The 19,393-nt window shown below is 73.5% G+C and carries 11 protein-coding genes; 8 read left to right on the top strand and 3 right to left on the bottom strand.

The genetic code is table 11. The annotated features are described in order from the left end of the window. Window position 1 precedes the first annotated feature (1 nt). Window positions 2-919, bottom strand: coding sequence for a DUF4097 family beta strand repeat-containing protein (locus ABT171_RS00325; protein WP_351238117.1), 918 nt, complete (start codon window positions 917-919; stop codon window positions 2-4). A gap of 188 nt (window positions 920-1,107) precedes the next feature. Further along, window positions 1,108-1,290, bottom strand: a complete 183-nt coding sequence (locus ABT171_RS00320) for a DUF6104 family protein (RefSeq protein ID WP_019075209.1) — start codon at window positions 1,288-1,290, stop codon at window positions 1,108-1,110. Window positions 1,291-1,472: 182 nt separating this feature from the next. Here ABT171_RS00320 and ABT171_RS00315 point away from each other — a divergent pair, with 182 nt between their 5' ends. The 8 genes from ABT171_RS00315 (at window position 1,473) to fxsT (ending at window position 15,511) form a co-directional block, all read left to right on the top strand. Further along, entirely contained in the window at window positions 1,473-2,030 is a 558-nt protein-coding gene (locus tag ABT171_RS00315) for a CU044_2847 family protein (RefSeq protein ID WP_351238114.1), read from the top strand. After that, on the top strand, window positions 2,027-4,750 hold the full coding sequence (locus ABT171_RS00310) for a VMAP-C domain-containing protein (protein WP_351238112.1): 2,724 nt from the start codon (window positions 2,027-2,029) through the stop codon (window positions 4,748-4,750). Before ABT171_RS00315 ends, ABT171_RS00310 begins: the two co-directional genes overlap by 4 nt. A 109-nt stretch (window positions 4,751-4,859) precedes the next feature. Further along, window positions 4,860-5,876, top strand: coding sequence for an AAA family ATPase (locus tag ABT171_RS00305; protein ID WP_351238110.1), 1,017 nt, complete (start codon window positions 4,860-4,862; stop codon window positions 5,874-5,876). A gap of 7 nt (window positions 5,877-5,883) precedes the next feature. Then, window positions 5,884-9,384 (top strand): SAV_2336 N-terminal domain-related protein, encoded by a 3,501-nt coding sequence (locus ABT171_RS00300; protein WP_351238108.1) that lies wholly within the window; start codon window positions 5,884-5,886, stop codon window positions 9,382-9,384. Between the two features lie 38 nt (window positions 9,385-9,422). Further along, complete coding sequence (gene fxsA, locus ABT171_RS00295; protein ID WP_351238106.1) at window positions 9,423-9,605, top strand: FxSxx-COOH cyclophane-containing RiPP peptide; 183 nt, start codon at window positions 9,423-9,425, stop codon at window positions 9,603-9,605. 222 nt (window positions 9,606-9,827) lie between these two features. After that, a complete protein-coding gene (locus tag ABT171_RS00290; RefSeq protein ID WP_503073033.1) occupies window positions 9,828-10,952 on the top strand; it encodes an FxsB family cyclophane-forming radical SAM/SPASM peptide maturase in 1,125 nt (374 codons plus the stop codon). Further along, entirely contained in the window at window positions 10,952-12,373 is a 1,422-nt protein-coding gene (locus ABT171_RS00285; RefSeq protein WP_351239071.1) for an aKG-HExxH-type peptide beta-hydroxylase, read from the top strand. Before ABT171_RS00290 ends, ABT171_RS00285 begins: the two co-directional genes overlap by 1 nt. A gap of 129 nt (window positions 12,374-12,502) precedes the next feature. Continuing rightward, complete coding sequence (fxsT, locus tag ABT171_RS00280; protein WP_351238102.1) at window positions 12,503-15,511, top strand: FxSxx-COOH system tetratricopeptide repeat protein; 3,009 nt, start codon at window positions 12,503-12,505, stop codon at window positions 15,509-15,511. Window positions 15,512-15,580: 69 nt separating this feature from the next. Here fxsT and ABT171_RS00275 read toward each other — a convergent pair whose 3' ends face one another. Next, complete coding sequence (locus ABT171_RS00275) at window positions 15,581-19,357, bottom strand: multifunctional oxoglutarate decarboxylase/oxoglutarate dehydrogenase thiamine pyrophosphate-binding subunit/dihydrolipoyllysine-residue succinyltransferase subunit (protein ID WP_351238100.1); 3,777 nt, start codon at window positions 19,355-19,357, stop codon at window positions 15,581-15,583. Window positions 19,358-19,393 lie beyond the last annotated feature (36 nt).

The raw sequence follows: 19,393 nt of genomic DNA, 5'->3' as shown, positions 1-19,393 counted from the left end.
GTCAGAGCACCTTCTTGTCGGTCGTGCCGTCGGTCGTGCCGCCGGCCGGGGCGGCGTCCGGCTTCCGTGACGGCTCGGTGGGCCCGGCGTCCCCCGGGGTGTCCGCCTCGTCCTCGCGCGGCGGGCGGCGCAGCAGGGCGATCGAGCCGGAAACCGTGGTGGCCCGGAGTCTGCCCGTGCCCGCGCCCAGGCGCCCCGTGATCTTGTGGGCGCCCCACTGGCCGTGCACCCGCAGTCCGTCGAAGGCGTTGGAGATTGTGCCGCTCGCGGTGTTCGCCTCCACCTCGGCGTCCGCCGGATGCGGCAGGCGGATGGCGATCTCGCCGGACACACTGGTGAGGTTGACCTCCGTGGGGCCGTCCGGGTCCAGGTCGACGATCATGGAGCCGCTGACGGAGTCCGCGCGGACGGAGGGACCGGAGCCCTCGACCACCGTCAGGTCTCCCGAGACGGATTTGAAGACCAGGTCGCCGGTGACCGCCTGGGCTTCCAGGTTCCCCGACACGGTGTCCGCGCGGACCGGGCCGGAGACGCCGACCAGGGTCGTGTCGCCGGTCACGCCCTTGACCACCGCGGGGCCGCGTATGCCGGAGACGACCGCGCCCGCGCCGACCACGCCCACTTCCACGCGCGTGTCGGCGGGGACCGCCAGGGAGACGACGGCGCTCCGCCGCCAGCCCTTGCGGTCGAGCCACTTCAGGAAGCCCTTCCAGGGCAGGTCCTCATAGGCCACCGTGAGGGTGTCGCCCTGCTGGGTGACCACGAGGGGCGGGCCCTCGATCTCCGAGACTTCGAGACGGGCGGAACCCTCGTCCGTGCCCACCACGTTCACTGTTCCGTTGACGACGCGGACCTGGAGGTCGCTCACGCGGGTGTCAAAGGTCAGCTTCTGGGGCTCGGTGACGGACCACTCGGGCATGGGGGCCTCCTCGGGCGCGGCGGGGCGCAGGCCAGGCGCAGTCATGACACGCCATATCGCGTCTTCTTCCATTCACGATATATCGCGGTCACGGAAAGTCAAGACACCCGATCGAGGGCATGCGAACGCTCCGTACCGCAGGCGCGGGTACGGAGCGTTCGCCGAGCTCGGGTGAGGGGCCGCGGGACCTACTCGTCGTCGTCCTCGTCGTCCAGGCGGGCCAGCCAGGTCGCGAGCCGTTCCACCGGTACCTCGAAGTCGGGATTCAGGTCGACGAACGTACGCAGCTGCTCGGCGAGCCACTCGAAGGTGACCTCTTCCTCGCCGCGCCGCTTCTCCAGTTCTTCGATTCCTCGGTCGGTGAAGTACATGGATGCCGCTCCGTCGTTCAGTGCAGGGGTAGGGCCGCTCCCGGGCGGGAAGAACCCTCAACCTGTGAGAGGTGGAAGATGCCGCATTTCCGCCTGAGGAGCCTGGCGAGAACAGGAAAATAATAGGCAGCCGTCCGGCTCGGCGGGCGGGCGGTCCCGACGGGGTGAGGGGACGGGGGAGCATGAGGGACGCGGAGTCGAGACATGCGGAGTCGCGATATGCGGAGTCGACGCGGGTAGCGCGGATCCAGCTGCCGGACGGGACGCCGGTGTGGGCCCGGATATCGGGCGCCGAGGAACTGTCCGCACCGCCGGGGGGACCGGCGTCGGGGGGACTGTCGTACACGGACACCGGATTCGCCGAACGGGTGGAGGCGAGCGTCGAGAGCCTCCAGTCGCTGATCACCGGTGTCGCACGGTCACTGTCCGGTCCGCTGCGGGCGGTGCGGCCGGACGAGGTGAGCGTCGAGTTCGGCATCGAGCTGACCGCCAAGGCCGGAAAGGTGGTGGGCCTGCTCGCGGACGGCGAGGCCAAGGCCGCCCTGACGGTCACCCTGACCTGGCACGGGGACGGCCCGCCGGACCCGGACGCGGGCACACCGCCCGCCCCGCCCCAGGGCGCCCGCACCCCCGGCGGCGCACCCCCGCCCTCCGCCGCCCAGGCCCCGCACACCGGCGCGTCGACCGGCGTCCGGGGGCACGGAGGGGTCGGGGGCGGCGGCGTCGGGGGCACGGAATGACGGAGCGGTACGACGGGGGCGCACCGGACGGCTCCGATGCCGCCCGGCTCGCCCTCCGTGAACTCGTTCTCGCGGCGACCGTGCGCATTCATCGCCCGGGTGCCGGGTATGCCCCCGACGAGCCCGGCGGCTTTCTCGGCAGCGGATTCTTCGTGGCGCCGAACTGGGTTCTGACCTGCGCACACGTGGTTCACGCCGAAGAGGGGGGCGAGGTCACCGTGGTGTACCGGACCAGCCCTTACGAGGACCCGTGCGCCGTGCCTGCGGAGGTGGCGGCGACCCTGCCGGAGCAGGCCGCCCCTCTCGTCCCGGGGAGCTGGCCCGCACCGGATCTCGCGCTGGTCCGGCTCCGCGAGCCGGTCGGCCACACGTGCGTGTACGTCTCCGAGCGTCCCAACCCGCACTTCGGCGGGAACAGGGTGTACTACGCGGGCTGGACGGGCGCCCGGGGCCGGCTGGAGATCCTGGACGGGTACCTCTCCGTCCAGGGCACGATCAGCGCCTGGTCGCCGGAGGAGCAGGTGCGGCTCGGGCAGAACGACCTGCCGCCCGGTGTCTCGGGCGGGCCGGTGATCGACCCGGTGCGTGGTGAGGTCGTCGGCGTCCTGAAGTCACGCGCGGACCAGGGTACGGGGGGCACGTCCATCGGGGTCGAGCAGTTACGCACCCTCCGGGCACCGACGGAAGCGGTCGGCACGGCGCACGCCGCCGCCCGGACGAGTGGCTCCTTCCCGGGCGCCGCCCAGGTGAGCGGTCCGTATCCGAGCGGTTCACCCCGGAACGCCGACCAGGCGACCGGCATCCACCTCGGTGGCTCCCCGAGGACCGGACCCCAAGGAGGCGGACCCCAAGAAGGCGGCCTCCAGGCCGGCGGCTCCTCCCGGATGGGCTCTCAGGAGGGCGGCCTCCAGGCCGGCGGCTCCTCCCGGGTGGGTTCTCAGGAGGGTGGGCTTCACTCCGGCGGCTCCTCCCGGGCGGGTTCTCAGGAGGGTGGGCTTCACTCCGGCGGCTCCTCCCGGGTGGGTTCTCAGGAGGGTGGGCTTCACTCCGGCGGCTCCCCCCGAACCGGCTCCCAGGAAGGCGGCCTCCACCCCAACGGTCCCCACCTCAGCGGGCCCCAGCCCACTGGCCCCCAGCCCACCGCCCTCCACCCCGACGGCCCCCACCTCAGCGGCCTCCGATCCACCGGCCCCCAGCCCACCGGCCTCCAGCCCACCAACCTCAACCCCACCAACCTCAACCCCACCGGCCCCCTCCCCCCGACCGGCACCCCCCAGGGCGACCTCTATCAAGCGGTCTTCCGTGCCCACGACCGCTATCACCGTGACCGCCAGCAGCCGTCCGACTCGCCGGCCCCCACGTGGGCCGACATTCAGGGCGAACTCGGCGCACGTCCCGGTCGTACGCTCAGCCCGCACGAGCGTGGTGAACTGCTCGGCCGGCTGGCCGATCTGCCGCCCCCGGCCAGTACCCGCGCCCTGCTCGGCATCCTCGCCGCCCTGCCCGGCTTCCGGCTCCCGTCCCTGGTGCCCGCCCCGCGCGGTTGGCGGGACGGCCTGGGCGTGCTCTATGAGCACGCGCGGCAGGACGGGGTGCGCAGGCTCGTCATCGACTACGCGATGGGAATCCTGGCCGCCGACCGCGACCGGACGCCCAGCGTGCACGCCGCCGAGCGGGCCCTGTGGGACTGGGTGCGGCACGCGTCGACGGGACTGGACAGCGGCTACCGCACCGAACTCGCCCGCCGCCGCACCGAGTTGCTCGGCCGTACGCCTCCGGCGCGTCCCGGTCACGAGCGGGCCGACGACGACCCCGGCCAGGCGCCGGCGGAACGCCCCGCCCCGCATCCGTCTCCCGCGCCGCCCGGCCCGTCCGTGCTGCTGGTGGTGGAGCGACGGGGCTGGGAGCCCGACCACTGCGACTGGGCGGTCTCCGTGGCGGACCCGGACGGCGGGACGCGACTGCTGCACGAGACCCAGCGCACCCCGCTGGCCGGCCTCGACTCCCAGGTGGCCGCCCCGCTCACCGAGGCCTTCCGGCAGTGCGACGAGCCCGGGCGGCCCGCCACCCTGCACGTGGCCCTGCCGTATCTGCTCCTGGGCACGCCGGTGGACGACTGGCGGCTGCGGCCCGACGGCGTCCCGCTGGGCGTCGAACGTCCGGTGCTGGTGCGCTGCTCGGACCGCGACCAGCTGCCCGACGAGGCGGCGGAGGGCCCCGGCGCCTGGCCGCCGGCGTCCTGGGAGGCGTACGACGACGAGGACGGCGAACGGCGGGACCGCTGGCGCCGGCTGCACGTCCGTCAGGCCCGGGCCGAAGTGCTGGACTGCGACGACGGCGTGCGCAGGCCCGTACCGGACACGGCGGCGCTGCGCGGCCTCGCGCCGCACGACGTCCCGGTGCTGTGCCGCCTGGGCGACCTGCGGTACGAGAGCGACCCCGCCTCGCTCGGCCGGATCCTGCGCGCCGGCTTCGGGGTGGCGGTGTGGCGCCGCTGGCGGCGGGAACCCGAGTCCGTGTGCGGAGAGTTCCACCGGGGCGCCAAGACGGTCGTCGACGACGGTCACGGCGTGGCCCAGCTGCCCGAGGTGGTGCACGGGCTGCGCAGGCAGGTGCACGCGGGGCTCACCGAGGCCTACTGGGCGCATGGAATAGCGCTGTTGTACGACGATCCGCACAGGCCCCTGCCCGGCGCCGGAGATCTGCTGGAGGCGCCGTGACGCGGGGCGCGCGTTCCCTCCGGATCCTCTTACCAGGCGTCCTGAGGGTCGATACCGTGATGCACGTGCGACGGCTGCCGTGGCGGACGAGTGACGACGAGGACCGGACATGACCGAATCCAGTGAGTGGCTCATCTACCGGGGTGCCGGCGAACCGCACGACGGGATGAGCCGGCTGCCTCCGCCGCCGCCCTGGCGGGACTTCGCCGGCCGGGACGCGGGCGGTGACGGCTCGCAGGACCGCAGGCTCGGCGCGCACCGGCACCTGGCGGAACTGCACCGGCCCGGCGCGGAGGAGCTGGAGATGATCAACGCGGCGCTCTATCTGCGCCGCCCGCTGCTCGTGACCGGCAGCCCCGGCGCGGGCAAGAGCACGCTGGCCCATTCGGTGGCGTACGAGCTGGGACTCGGCGAGGTGCTGCGCTGGTCCATCGTCAGCCGGACCACGCTCCAGGACGGGCTGTACCACTACGACGCGATCGCCCGGCTGCAGGACGTCCAGATCGCCGCGCAGGGGGGTTACGGTGCGGCGGCGGGCAGTCCCGGAGCCGTGGAGGCGATCGGCAGTTACCTCCGGCTCGGGCCGCTCGGTACGGCCCTGTTGCCCTCGGACACCCCGCGGGTGCTGCTCATCGACGAACTCGACAAGAGCGACATCGACCTGCCCAACGACCTGCTGAACGTGCTGGAGGAGGGCGAGTTCGAGATACCCGAGCTGCAGCGCATCGCCGACCGGCTGCCCGACGGCGAGGCCGAGGTGCTCACCGCCGACGGCACCAAGGCGCGGGTGCGCGACGGCCGGGTGCGCTGCCACGCCTTCCCGTTCGTGGTCCTCACCAGCAACGGGGAGCGGGACTTCCCGGCCCCGTTGATGCGCCGGTGCATCCATCTGGAGCTGGGCCGGCCCGACCACAACCGGCTCGCCACCTTCGTCCGCGCCCACCTCGGGGACGAGGCCGCGCGGGCGGGCGACGACCTGATCGCCCGCTTCCTGGAGCGCTCCCGCAGCGAACTCCTCGCCGCCGACCAGCTGTTGAACGCGATCCACCTCACCGGCGCCGCCGCCCCGCCGAGCCGCGAACGACTCGCCGACCTGCTCATCCAGCGACTCGACCGTTCGAGGTGAGGCGCCGATGCCCGACGCAGCGGCACGCCACGGCCCCGTCCCACCGCCACCGGCCGACCAGTCCGGCCCGTTCATCCCACCCGACGCCTCCGCCCCCGCCCCCGCCCCCGCCCCCGGCCATGCCGACCGGGTCGACGGCGACCCCATGGTCGAACTCGTGCGCCGCCTGCGGCAGGCCGGGATGGAACCCGACGCCGAGGGGCTGAGCGACGCGTTGTGGCTGGCGCGCTGGGTCGGGGCGGACGGCGAGGGGGAGGGCGAGGGGGCGGTGGCCGGTGGTGCCGGGGTCCCGGTGTCCTCGGGGGAGGGAGCGGGCACCGGCACGCACGGGCAGGACGGGATCGGCCCGGAGCGGGTCGGTGTGCCGCCCGCCCCTTGGCAGGGGCCGCAGACGATCGACGCCGGGCCCGACCGCCGTGTGACGCTGTATCCGCTGCCCCGGGACAGCACCCCGAGCGCTCGCGGCAACGGGCGGCTCACGGCCCTGCCGGTCGGTGTGCCCGCCGCCCCGGCGCTGCCCGCACCCCTTGAACTCCAGCGCGCGCTGCGGCCGTTGCAGGCCTACCGCAGTGCCGCGCCGGCGCTGCGCACCGTGCTGGACGAGACGGCCACGGCCGAGCTGAGCGCTCGCGCGGGCGGGCTGATCCTGCCCGTCCGGCGCGCGGTGACCCGCGGGGACGCCCGGCTCCAGCTGGTGCTGGACGCCGCTCCCTCGATGCGGGTGTGGGACCGGCTGTTCACCGAACTCCACCAGGTGTTCGCCCAGTTGGGCGCCTTCGGTGACGTCCAGGTCAGCCATCTGCACGCCGGCCCGGACGGCGAGCCGGCGGTCAGCCGCAGCCCGGACGTCCAGGCGGCCCCGCTGCACGGCCCGGACCGGCTGAGCGACCCCACCGGGCGCCGGATCACCCTGCTGGTCAGCGACTGCGCCGGCCCGCTGTGGCGCGGCGGCCACGCGCACCGGCTGCTGCACCACCTGGCCCGGCTGGCCCCCGTCGCGGTGCTCCAGCCGCTCCCGCAGCGCCTGTGGAACCGCACCCGGCTGCCCGTGACGTACGGCGAACTGACCCGGGGCGACACCCTGGGCGGCACCGCACTGCGGGTGCGCACCCCCGGCGGTGCCCCGGTGGTCCCGCCGCCGGGCGTGCTGCCCGTACCGGTGCTGCCGCCGGAGCCGGTGGCGCTCGGGGCGTGGGCGCGGCTGCTGTCCGGGGCCGGTACCGGACCGGTGCCGGGAGCGGTGGGCTGGGTGCGGGCGGACCAGCCGCCCGCGCCGGAGCCGCGCCGTACGCGCAGGCCGACGTCGGTGGAGCGGGTCAGCCGGTTCCGTTCCGCGGCCTCACCGACCGCCGGACGCCTCGCCGTGTATCTGGCCGCCGCGCCGCTGTGCCTGCCCGTGATGCAGCTGGTCCAGCGCACGATGCTGCCCGGCTCCGGCCCCTCCGAACTGGCGGAGGTGCTGCTCGGCGGCCTCGTCCAGCGCGCCGGGGAGGACTACGGGCAAGGTGACGCCCCGTGGTACGAGATGGACCCGGACGTGCGTGAGGCGCTGCTGTCGACGCTCGGCCGGGACGAGGCGGTGCTGGTCCTCAAGCACTGTTCCGAGTACATCGAGCAGCGCTTCGGCAAGGGCGGCGCCAACTTCCCGGCGCTGGCCCTCGCCCAGCTCGGCGGCGGGGACGCGGCCGCGGCCGGCCGGGAGTCCGCCGAGTCCGGCCGGGAGCCCGCCGTACCCCGGGCGCGCGCCTACGCGCCCGTGCCGGGCTACCCCGGAGACAACGGCGACAACGGCGAGGCCACGCTGGTCCCGCAGCCCTTCGCCGAGATCGCGGCCCGGGTACTGGAGCGCTTCATGCCGCTGCCGGAACAGTTCCGTCTCTACGGCCCCCGGGGCAACGGCGTCCCGCCAGGGGAGCGGCCCACGCACCCGGCGGTCGTCCGGGCCCGCGATCTGCTGGCCCGGTTCGACACCGAGGGCATGGTGCAGGACGCGATCGACGCCGTACAGCTGCTGCGCGGCGCCACCGAGCACGAACGTCCGGCGGGCGCCGACCCCGGGCTGTGGGCGGAGTACGCCTACGCCACCCTGCGGCTGTGGGAGGTGCAGGGCGGGGCCGAGCTGCTGCGGGAGGCGGAGAGCGCCGCCGAGCGGGCCGTGGCGCACCCGCACGCGCTGCGGGAGCGGGCGGCGCTGGCCCGGGTGCTGCGCGCGGCGGCCACCGACCGCAGGCGCCGCGGCGACCAGCACGGCGCCCTGGACCTGCTGAGCCGCGCCGACCGGGAGTACGCGGTGGCCTGTGCCGCGCCGGGGCTGGACCCGCAGGAGGCGCTGGGGCTGACCCTGGAGCGGGTGGGCGCGCTGGAGACGCAGTGGCGCCTCGGCGGTGACAGCGCGCTGCTCCAGGGCGCGGTGGGCATGCTGGAGGCGTTCGCCGACATCTGGCCCGACCGCCGGAACCGCCCGCCCGGACTGCCGCTCGCCCACGGCCGGCTCCTGCTGCGCCTGGCGGACGCCACGACCGACCCGGAGCAGTCCCGCGGCTACGCCGAGCAGGCCTCCCGTTCCCTGCGCGACGCGCTGACCACCGAGGAGCGGGACGGGACGGCGGGCGGCGCCGACCGGGCGCGGGACGGCGTCCGGGTCCGCCTCGACCTGGTCGACGCCCTGCTGGCGTCGGGCGGGGACCTGGCCGAGGCCCAGGACCGGCTCGACGAGGCGCTGGCGAGCACCAGCCGGCGCAGCCTGCGCTCCCTGCTCCATGTGCGGGCCGGACGGGTCCGGGCCGCCCGGTACACCGAGTCGGGCGAGCTGCGTGAACTGGCGGCCGCCGCCGACTCGTTCGCGCTGGCGGCGGCGGACATGCCGCGGGACGCGGCGGGCTACTCCGACGTCCTCGCCGAGTGGGGCGAGGCGCTGCTGCGCCGGGCCGGTGCGGAGAGCCCGGCCCGTGCCTGGGAGCCGCTGTCCCAGGCGATCCGCGTGCTGCGGGACTGCCGTACGGAGACGCCCACGGGCAACCCGCACGCGGCGTACCGGCTGCTGATGCTGGGCCGGGCGCTGATCCTGCGCTACGGGCTGCGCGGCGACCGGGTCGACCTGCGGGAGGCCGAGCACCTCTTCGCCCTGGCGGCGGCGGACGCGGACGATCCGCTGCTGGCCGCGCGCTGCCGGCTCCAGCTGGGGCAGGCGCAGTACGAGGCCTACCGGAGCCTGGGCCGGCCCACCCGCCTGGACGACGCGGTGGACGCCTTCCGTTCGGCGGCGGAGTCGGCGCGGGAGGCCGAGGCGGAGGCCGAAACCGAGCGCAGGCGACGGGACGCGGTGGAGCTGGGTGCGCAAGCGCACCACTGGCGGGGTATGTCCTACGAGGCGGCCGCCCGCCCCCGCGCGGCTCGCGAGGCCTACCGGGCGGCGCGCGCCGAATGGTCGCGGCTGCCCGACGGCAGCCTCGGCACGGGCGGGCCGACGGCGGCGGACACGGCGCTCCGGCTGGCCGAGCTGGAATGAGCGCACGGGCCGGGGAGACAGGGGAGAGGGGAACGGGGATGAGCGCGACGGACGAGTCACCCGCACCGGAGGACGCCGGGCCGCTGCCGGATCTGGCGGCGCTGGACCTGGAGGAGCTGCGCACGGTCGAGCATCCCGTCCTCCAGGAGGTGCTGGCGGGCCTGCGGGAGCGGGCGCGGCGCCCGAGCGAGATGCTCTGGGGCTTCAACAACTGCCTCTGACCGGTCAACTGGGAGCGGAAAGAGACAACTTCGATCGCACGGGGTTTGCACCCAGCCACTGGCCGGGAATGCGCGTCCATACGGGCGGAAAGGGCCGTGGCGCGCTCGTACCGGAGCCGGCGGGGCCTACGGCATGGGGGTGCTGGAGTGTCCGAGACCATCGCCGACCGTCCGTTACCCGGACCCGAACACGCCCGCCCCTTCCGGCAGTTCATCGTGAAGATGCACGGCCGCTGCAACCTCGCCTGCCGCTACTGCTACCTGTACGAGGGCCCCGACCACACCTGGCGCACCCGCCCGGCCGCCGCCCCCGCCGACGTCCTGCGGCGCACCGCCGACCGCATCGCCCGGCACGCCCGCCGCCACGCGCTGACCTCCCTCTCCCTCGTCCTGCACGGCGGGGAACCCCTGCTGGCCGGCGCGGACACCCTCGCCCGCTTCACCGATGACGTCCGCGCCCGCGTCCCCGCCGGCTGCACCGTCCAGGCCACCGTTCAGACGAACGCCACCCTGCTGACCCGCGAGCGGGCGGCCGTCCTCGCCCGGCACGGCATCCGCATCGGCATCAGCCTCGACGGCGGCAGCGCCGCGCACAACGCCCGCCGCGTCGACCACGCCGGACGGCCCTCCTGGCCCGCCGCGGCCCGCGGTGCCCGCCTGGTCGCCGAGCACTTCCCCCAGGCGTACGCCGGCCTCCTCACCGTCGTCGACCCCACGACCGACCCGGTCGGCCTGTACGAGTCGCTGCTCGACCTCCGCCCGCCCGCGCTGGACCTGCTGCTGCCGCACGGGAACTGGTCGGCGCCGCCGCCGCACTGGGGCGGCGCCCGCCACGGCGCCTGGCTGTGCCGGGTCTTCGACCGCTGGTGGTCGGCCGGACACCGGGAGACGCGGGTGCGGCTCTTCGAGGAGTGCCTGGCGCTGCTGCTCGGACTGCCGGCCGCCACCGAGTCGCTCGGGCTCCAGCCCTTCGACGCCGTCGTGGTCGAGACGGACGGCTCGATCGAGCAGGTCGACTCGCTGAAGTCGGCCTACGAGGGCGCCGCCGAGACCGGCCTGGACGTCTTCCGGCACGACTTCGACCAGGCCCTCGCCCACCCCGGCGTCGCGGCCCGGCAGGCCGGCCCGGCGGGCCTGGCCGAGCAGTGCCTGGCCTGCCCGCTGGTCACGGTGTGCGGGGGCGGGCACTACGCCCACCGGTACCGGGCCGGACAGGGCTTCCGCAACCCGTCCGTGTACTGCGCGGACCTGCAGCTCTTCATCCAGCACGTGGCCGGACGGCTGGCCCGGGACACCCGGGGCACCCGCCCCGCGGTCCCGGCCTCACTCGAAGGGGGCACCCCGTGATACTTCCGGCGGTCCCGAACCGGGCACTTGCCGAACTCGGCCGCACCGCGGGCGGTCCCGGCACCCTCGCGCTCCTCGTCCGCGACCAGGACACCCGGCGCCTGCTCATGCTGCGCGCCGTGCTCGACGCCGCCGAGGCCGCCGGCCCCGCCGTCTGCCCCGGCGCGGCCAGGGACCGGCTGCGGGACGACTGGGCGCTGCTGACGGCGGCCGACCGGGCCACCGGCGGCGGCGCGCACTCCCCGGCCCGGGCGCGGCTCACCCATCCGCTGATGGGCCCCTGGGCCACCCGGTGCCTGACCGGGCTGAGCCCCCGCGACGGCCGGCCCACCCCGCACGGTCGCGGCGAACTCCTGCGCGACCTGGCCCACTTCAGCGCGGTCGCCGCGGTCGCGGCGGCCCGCGCAGGCCTGTCGTTCACCACCTCGCTCACCGCGCGCGAGGGCGTCCTGACCCTGCCCTCCCTCGGCGCCCTGCACACCGCCGAGCGGGCGGACGTACGGGTCGAGGTGCGCTGCGCCGACGGCCGGCTGACGCTCCGCCAACCCGGCGCGCCCCCCGTCACCGTGCACCTGGAGCAGGGCACCGGCGCCTGGTCCGCGACCCCCGCCTGGACGCCCGCGTACGCCCTGCCCGGCCTGGTGCCCGGCGCCGGCCCGCTGCCCCTGGACGACCTCGACCCCTACCGCGTCCCGCCCCGCGAGACCGGCCAGTACGCGCTGAGCGGCCCCGCTGCCCCCGACGACGCCGAACGCAAGCGATGGCTGCAGACCTGGTCCGGCACCGCCGCCGTACTGCGCACCGGGGGCGAGCAGCGGCTCACCGAGGCGCTCACCCTGCTGCGCTGCCTGGTCCCCCTGGAACTGCCGCCCGGCGCCGACGGCCGCGGCAGCTGCAGCGCGACCCGGCGCGAGGCGTTCGGCGCGCTTCTCAGCAGCGCGCCCGCGACCCCGGTCGCCTTCGCCGCGACCCTCGTGCACGAACTGCAGCACACCAAACTCGCCGCGCTCAGCGAGATGACGGAACTGCACCGGGCCGGCCCCGAGGCCCGCTACTTCGCGCCCTGGCGCCCCGACCCGCGGCCGTACGACGGTCTGCTCCAGGGTGCCTACTCCCATCTGGCGCTGGCGGACTTCTTCCAGCGCCGGGCGCTGGCGGACCCGGCCCGGGGGGAGTCCGCCTGGGCGGCACACGCCCGCTACCACGCCCAGGTCGGCGCGGCCCTGCCCGCGCTCGTCGGCTCGCCCGATCTGACCCCGGTGGGCCGGCGCTTCGTGGACGGCATGGCCGCCGTCCACGAACGGCTCGCCGAGCGTCCGGCACCCCGGGGGTACACGGCGCGCGCGCAGGCGTACATCAAAGCCGTACGCACCCTGTGGACACAGCGTCAGCCTCCGGCCCCGCCGCTCACGAATCGATGAAATGCCGACTTCCCGCTCCTCACTGCGGGAAGATCGTCGGGCCGAGGCGTGCCCCGAGGCAGTCGCCGGACTCCCCAGGGCCGCGCCGAGGTTCTACGATTTTCGGGACTACGTGCTGGAGGCCGCCGCATGTCTGAAGCTCGTACGCCGGTCCGGTCCACCGGGAAGGGGGCCGCGCGGCAGACCGTCACGATCAGCTTCGCCGGGTTCAACCGGCCCTGGGCGGCGTGGATCGGGGACCGGCTGGAGCGGCGCGGTCTGCGCGTGGTCTACCTGCGCTGGGACGCCCCGCCGGACCAGTCCCTGGCCGGCCTGCTGCGCGACCTCACCCTGGCCGAGGGCCGGACGCTGATCCTGGTCAGCGAGTGGTACTTCCAGCTCGGCCCGCGCACCCACGAGGAGTGGAACGCGGCCCTGCGCGAGGTCGTCGCCCCCGACCCGTCCCGGTTCGCCGCGGTGTCCGTCACCAACGCCTCGGTGCCCTCCGCCACCGCCGCCCTCGCCCCGGTCGACCTCACCAACATGGGCGCGGACGAGGCCGAACGGCGCCTGCTGGACCGCCTGGACGTGCCGCTCGACACCCCTGTGACCACGGACGTCACCCGCCCGGCCCCGCGCTTTCCCGCCTCGATGCCGGACGTCTGGGGCGGCGTACCGCGCCGCAACACCCGCTTCACCGGCCGCGAACCGCTCCTGAACGACGCCTACCACCTCCTCCAGGGCAGCGAGCCGGGCGCCGGCGTCCTCACGCTGCACGGCATGTCCGGGGTGGGCAAGACCCAGCTGGCCGCCGAGTACGCCTACCGGTTCGGCTCCGAGTACGACGTCGTGTGGTGGGTCGGCTCCGAGAAACGGGTCACCTACCGCCGCCTGCTCGCCGAACTGGCCCCCAAACTCGGCCTGTCCACCGGCCCCGAGTACGGCGAACGGCTGCGCGCCGTCCGGGACGCGCTGCGCCGCGGCGACCCCCACTCCCGCTGGCTGCTGATCCTCGACGGCGCCGACGAGCCCGAGCAGATCTGGGACCTGGTCCCGAGCGGCCCCGGCCATGTGATCATCACCTCCCGCAACCCCGAGTGGGGCGAGCACAACAGCAAACTGCTCGAAGTGCCCGTCTACGCCCGCGACGAGTCGGTGGCCTTCATCCGGCGCCGCGCGCCCCGGCTGACCGAGGCGGACGCGGACCAGCTGGCGGACGCCCTGGAGGACCTGCCGCTGCTGCTGGACCAGACCGCGGGCTGGCTCAACGACTCCGACCTGTCCGTCGACGAGTACATCGCCCTGCTGGAGGGCGGCATCGACCAGGACGTGGTCAAGGTGTCGGCGGACTTCCCGCTCGCCTTCCAGACCGCGTGGTCGATACTGCTGAACAAGCTCCGCGAAACCGTCCCCGAGTCGGTCGACCTGCTGCGCCTGTGCACCTTCTTCGCCCCCGGGTTCATCCCCGTCCGGCTGCTGAAGGAGATGTCCCACGACGACCTGCCCGAGCAGATCGCCGGACTGCTGGACGACCCGCTGCTGTGGAACAAGGCGATCAACCAGCTCCGCCAGTACTCGGTCGTCCGCCTGGAGTCGCACGAGGCGGCCCTGGACGAGACCGCCTCCGCGGGCGAGTCGGTCTACCTGCACCGCATGGTCCACCAGATCGTGCACAAGGACATGCCCGAGCGGGACCGGCGCGAGTTCATCGAGGTCGTCCGCCGCGCCCTGGCCGAGGCGGACCCCGGCCGCCCCACCGACACCCGCAACTGGGACGCGTACGCGGAGATCGTGCCGCACCTGAAGTACGCCGACGTGCTGCAGAGCAAGGACCGCAAGGTACAGGCGCTGGTGCTGAACTGCCTGCGGTACATGCTCTTCGCGGGTGAGTACACCGCCGGCGTCAAACTCGGCGCGCGCGCCCTGCGCGCCTGGCGCCGGCTGCTCGGCGAGTCACACCCCCGCGTGTGGGAGCTGACGTACCACTACGCCAACCTGATGCGCTCCGCCGGCCGGTTCCAGGAGACCGAGGCCATCGACCGGGCGGCGATGGAGCAACTCCGCCGGGACCGCGGCGAGCACGACCTGGACCATCTGCGGATGGCCGGCGGACTCGCCGCCGACCTGCGCGAACTCGCCCAGTACGAGGACGCCCTCGAACTGGACCAGTGGCTCTACCCGACCTACCGCGACCTCTTCGGCGAGCAGGACTCGCGCACCCTCAACGCCCTGAACAACCTCGGCTACACCATGCGGCTGCTGGGCCGCTACGAGGAGGCCAGGAGCATCGACCTGCAGACGCTGGAGGCCCGCCGCCTGCTGCTCAAGGGCCGGCACCCCTGGACCCTGTTCTCCGAGGCGTCCTACGCGATCGACATGCGCCTGCTGGGCAAGTACGCCGAGGCCGATTCCGCCCAGACGAAGAACGTGCACGAATACCACCGCGTCATGGGCCGGGACCACCAGAGCACCCTGCGCGCCGAGCACAACCTGGCCCTGTGCAAACTGCGCGGCGGCGACCGTGCCACCGCGGGGGAACTGCTCACCCATGTCCTGGAGGGCTACGAGCGCAAACTGGGCGACACCCATGTGCACACCCTGGCCGCCGCGGTCAGCCAGAGCTGCTTCGCCCGCGAGCACGGCGACATCGACCAGGCCCGCGAGGCCAGCGAGTCCATCATCGCCCGCTACGAGATGCTGCTGTCCGAAGGCCACCCCTTCCTCATCGGGGCCCGCGCCAACCACGCCCTGGTCCTGCGCAGCGTCGGCGAACGGGAGCACGCGCACGCGGTCATCGAGGAGGCGCTGGCCGGCATGACCGCGGCCCTCGGCGAGAACCACCCGCACACACTCGGCTGCGCCATCAACGCCTCGGCCCTGCGCAACCTCGTCGGCGAGCCCGAGTCCGCCGCCGAACTCAGCAGGGTCACCAGCATCAGGGCCACCGAGACCCTGGGCCGCACCCACCCCCTCACCCTCTCCGCCCGCGTCGCCCACGCGGCCGACCTACGCGCCCTGAGAGACCGTCAGCAGGCCGAGAAGGTCGAACAGGAGGCCCTCTCCGACCTGGCCGCCACCCTGGGCCCCCAACACGTCCACACCCTCTCGGCCCGCGCCCGCAACCGCCCCTACTGGGACTTCGAACCGCAGGCGAACTGAACAGGCGAGGGGCCCGGTACCGAGTGAGAACTCGGTACCGGGCCCCTGCTGTCAGGCGATCCCGGAGGCCTACGCCTCGAACACCTCACGCACCAGCTGCTCCTGCTCCGCCTGGTGGCGCTTGGCCGAACCCACCGCCGGGGACGAGCCGTGCGGACGCGAGATGCGCCGCAGCCGCTCGCCGTGCGGGACGTCCGCGCCGACCGCCAGGTCCAGGTGGTCGATCAGGTTGAGCGCGATGAACGGCCAGGCACCCTGGTTCGCCGGCTCCTCCTGCGCCCACAGGTACTTCTCGGCGTTCGGGTACTTCTTGATCTCCGCCTGCAGCTCGGCACCCGGCAGCGGGTACAGCCGCTCGATGCGGATGATCGCCGTGTCGGTGACGCCGCGCTTGACCCGCTCGGCCTCCAGGTCGTAGTAGACCTTGCCGGCGCAGAAGACGACCTTGCGGACGGCGGCCGGGTCGACCGAGCTGTCGCCGATGACCGGGCGGAACTCGCCGCTCGTGAACTCCTCCGCCTTCGAGGCCGCGGCCTTCAGACGCAGCATCGACTTCGGGGTGAAGACGATCAGCGGCTTGTGGTGCGGGTTGTGCACCTGCCACCGCAGCAGGTGGAAGTAGTTCGACGGCAGGGTCGGCATGGCGACCGTCATGTTGTTCTGCGCGCACAGCTGCAGGAACCGCTCGGGACGCGCGGACGAGTGGTCCGGGCCCTGGCCCTCGTAGCCGTGCGGCAGCAGCAGGACGACGCCGGAGGTCTGGCCCCACTTCTGCTCGGCCGAGGAGATGAACTCGTCGACGACCGTCTGCGCGCCGTTGGTGAAGTCACCGAACTGCGCCTCCCACATCACCAGCGCGTCGGGGCGGGCCAGCGAGTAGCCGTACTCGAAGCCCATCGCCGCGTACTCGGACAGCAGGGAGTTGTAGACGTTCAGCCGCGCCTGGTCCTCGGAGAGGTACTGCAGCGGGGTGTACTCCTCACCGGTCTCCCGGTCGATCAGCACCGCGTGGCGCTGGCCGAAGGTGCCGCGCTGGGAGTCCTGGCCCGCCAGGCGCACCGGGGTGCCCTCAAGGAGCAGGGAGCCGATGGCGAGGGTCTCGCCCATGCCCCAGTCGATCGTGCCGTCCTCGACCATCGTCGCGCGGCGCTGCAGCTGCGGCAGCAGACGCGGGTGCACGGTGATGGAGTCGGGGATGTTGACCTGGGACTCGGCGATCCGCTTGACGACCTCGGCGGAGACCGCGGTCGGCACCGCGACCGGGAAGCCGTCCTGCGGGGCCTGGACGTCACCGGCGACCGGCTGGGACGTGGCCTCGCGGACCTCGGTGAAGACCTTCTCCAGCTGGCCCTGGTAGTCCTGCAGGGCCTGCTCGGCCTCTTCCAGGGTGATGTCGCCGCGACCGATGAGGGACTCGGTGTAGAGCTTGCGCACCGAGCGCTTCTTGTCGATCAGGTCGTACATCAGCGGCTGGGTGAAGGCCGGGTTGTCCGACTCGTTGTGACCGCGGCGGCGGTAGCAGATGAGGTCGATCACCACGTCCTTGTTGAACGCCTGGCGGAACTCGAAGGCCAGACGCGCGACGCGGACCACGGCCTCGGGGTCGTCGCCGTTCACGTGGAAGATCGGGGCCTCGATCATGCGGGCCACGTCCGTCGCGTACATCGACGAGCGCGAGGACTCGGGGGCCGCGGTGAAGCCGACCTGGTTGTTGATGACGATGTGGACCGTGCCGCCGGTGCGGTAGCCGCGCAGCTGCGACATGTTCAGGGTCTCGGCCACCACGCCCTGGCCCGCGAAGGCCGCGTCGCCGTGGATCGCCACCGGCAGGACCGTGAAGTCCGTGCCGCCCTTGTTGATGATGTCCTGCTTGGCGCGGGAGACACCCTCCAGGACCGGGTCGACGGCCTCCAGGTGGGAGGGGTTGGCGACCAGCGAGACCTTGATCTGCTCGCCGTCCAGGCCGGTGAAGGTGCCCTCGGCGCCCAGGTGGTACTTCACGTCGCCGGAGCCGTGCATCGACTTCGGGTCGAGGTTGCCCTCGAACTCGCGGAAGATCTGCGCGTACGACTTGCCGACGATGTTCGCCAGCACGTTCAGGCGGCCGCGGTGGGCCATGCCGATGACGACCTCGTCCAGGCGGGACTCGGCCGCGGAGTCGATGACCGCGTCCAGCAGCGGGATGACGGACTCGCCGCCCTCCAGCGAGAACCGCTTCTGGCCGACGTACTTCGTCTGCAGGAAGGTCTCGAAGGCCTCCGCCGCGTTCAGCCGGCGCAGGATGCGCAGCTGCTCCTCGCGCTCCGGCTTGGAGTGGCCGCGCTCGACGCGGTCCTGGATCCACTTGCGCTGCTTGGGGTCCTGGATGTGCATGAACTCGATGCCGGTGGTGCGGCAGTACGAGTCGCGCAGCACGCCGAGGATGTCGCGCAGCTTCATCATCGACTTGCCGGCGAAGCCGCCGACGGCGAACTCGCGCTCCAGGTCCCACAGGGTGAGGCCGTGCTCGACGATGTCCAGGTCGGGGTGCTTGCGCTGGCGGTACTCCAGCGGGTCGGTGTCGGCCATGACGTGGCCGCGGACCCGGTAGGAGTGGATCAGCTCGAAGACGCGGGCGGCCTTGGTGACGTCGTCGTCGTGGCTGGCGTCGATGTCCTTGAGCCAGCGGACCGGCTCGTAGGGGATGCGCAGCGCCTCGAAGATGTCGTCGTAGAAGCCGTTCTCGCCGAGCAGCAGGTTCGCGACCTGGCGCAGGAACTCGCCGGAGGCGGCGCCCTGGATCACCCGGTGGTCGTAGGTCGACGTGAGCGTCATGACCTTCGAGATGCCGAGCTTGTTCAGGGTGTCCTGGCTGGTGCCCTGGAACTCCGCCGGGTAGTCCATGGAGCCGACGCCCATGATGACCGACTGGCCGGGCATCAGACGCGGCACGGAGTGGACGGTGCCGAGGCCGCCGGGGTTGGTCAGGGAGACCGTCACACCGGTGAAGTCGTCCATCGTCAGCTTGCCGTCGCGGGCGCGGCGGACGATGTCCTCGTAGGCCTGCCAGAACTCGAAGAAGTTCAGCGTCTCGGCCTTCTTGATGGCGGCCACGACGAGCTGGCGGTCGCCGTTGGGCTTCACCAGGTCGATGGCCAGGCCGAGGTTGACGTGCGGCGGCTTGACGAGGACCGGCTTGCCGTCCTTCTCGCCGAACGCGTAGTTCATCGACGGCATGGCCTTGATGGCCTGCACCATCGCGTACCCGATGATGTGCGTGAAGGAGATCTTCCCGCCGCGGGCGCGCTTGAGGTGGTTGTTGATGACGATGCGGTTGTCGAACAGCAGCTTCACCGGGACCGCGCGGACCGAGGTGGCGGTCGGCAGCTCCAGCGAGGCGTTCATGTTCTTCGCGACCGCGGCGGCCGGGCCGCGCAGCGTGACCAGCTCGGGGCCCTCGGGGGCCTCGGGAGCCTTAGCGGCGGGGGCGGCCTTCTTCGGCTGGGCCGGCGCCTGTGCGGGCGTCGCCGGCTTGGCCGGGGCAGGGGCTGCGACCTTCGCCGCGGGAGCGGCCGGGGCCGGGGTGGCCGGCTTCGGTGCCGCGGCGGCCGGCGCGGGCGCGGCCGGGGCCGGCGCGCTCTGGGCCTGCGGAGCCGTGGTGGTCTCTGCGGCCCCCGCGGCCGCAGCACCGGGCTTGTAGTCGGCGAAGAAGTCCCACCAGGCGCGGTCTACCGAATTCGGGTCCTGGAGGTACTGCTGATAGATCTCGTCGACGAGCCACTCGTTCGGACCGAACGCGGCAGCGGGGTTCTTCCCGGCTTGGTCGTCGGTGGAGATGCTCGAGTTACTGGGGGACTGTGGCGACACGGCGGCAACCGCCCTCTTCCGCTTCACAAGGTGATG

It is taken from the genome of Streptomyces sp. NPDC001851 (genome assembly GCF_040297165.1).
Taxonomy (GTDB): Bacteria; Actinomycetota; Actinomycetes; order Streptomycetales; family Streptomycetaceae; genus Streptomyces.
Note: the sequence above shows the minus strand (reverse complement) of the source record. Positions and strands in the feature narration are given on the sequence as shown.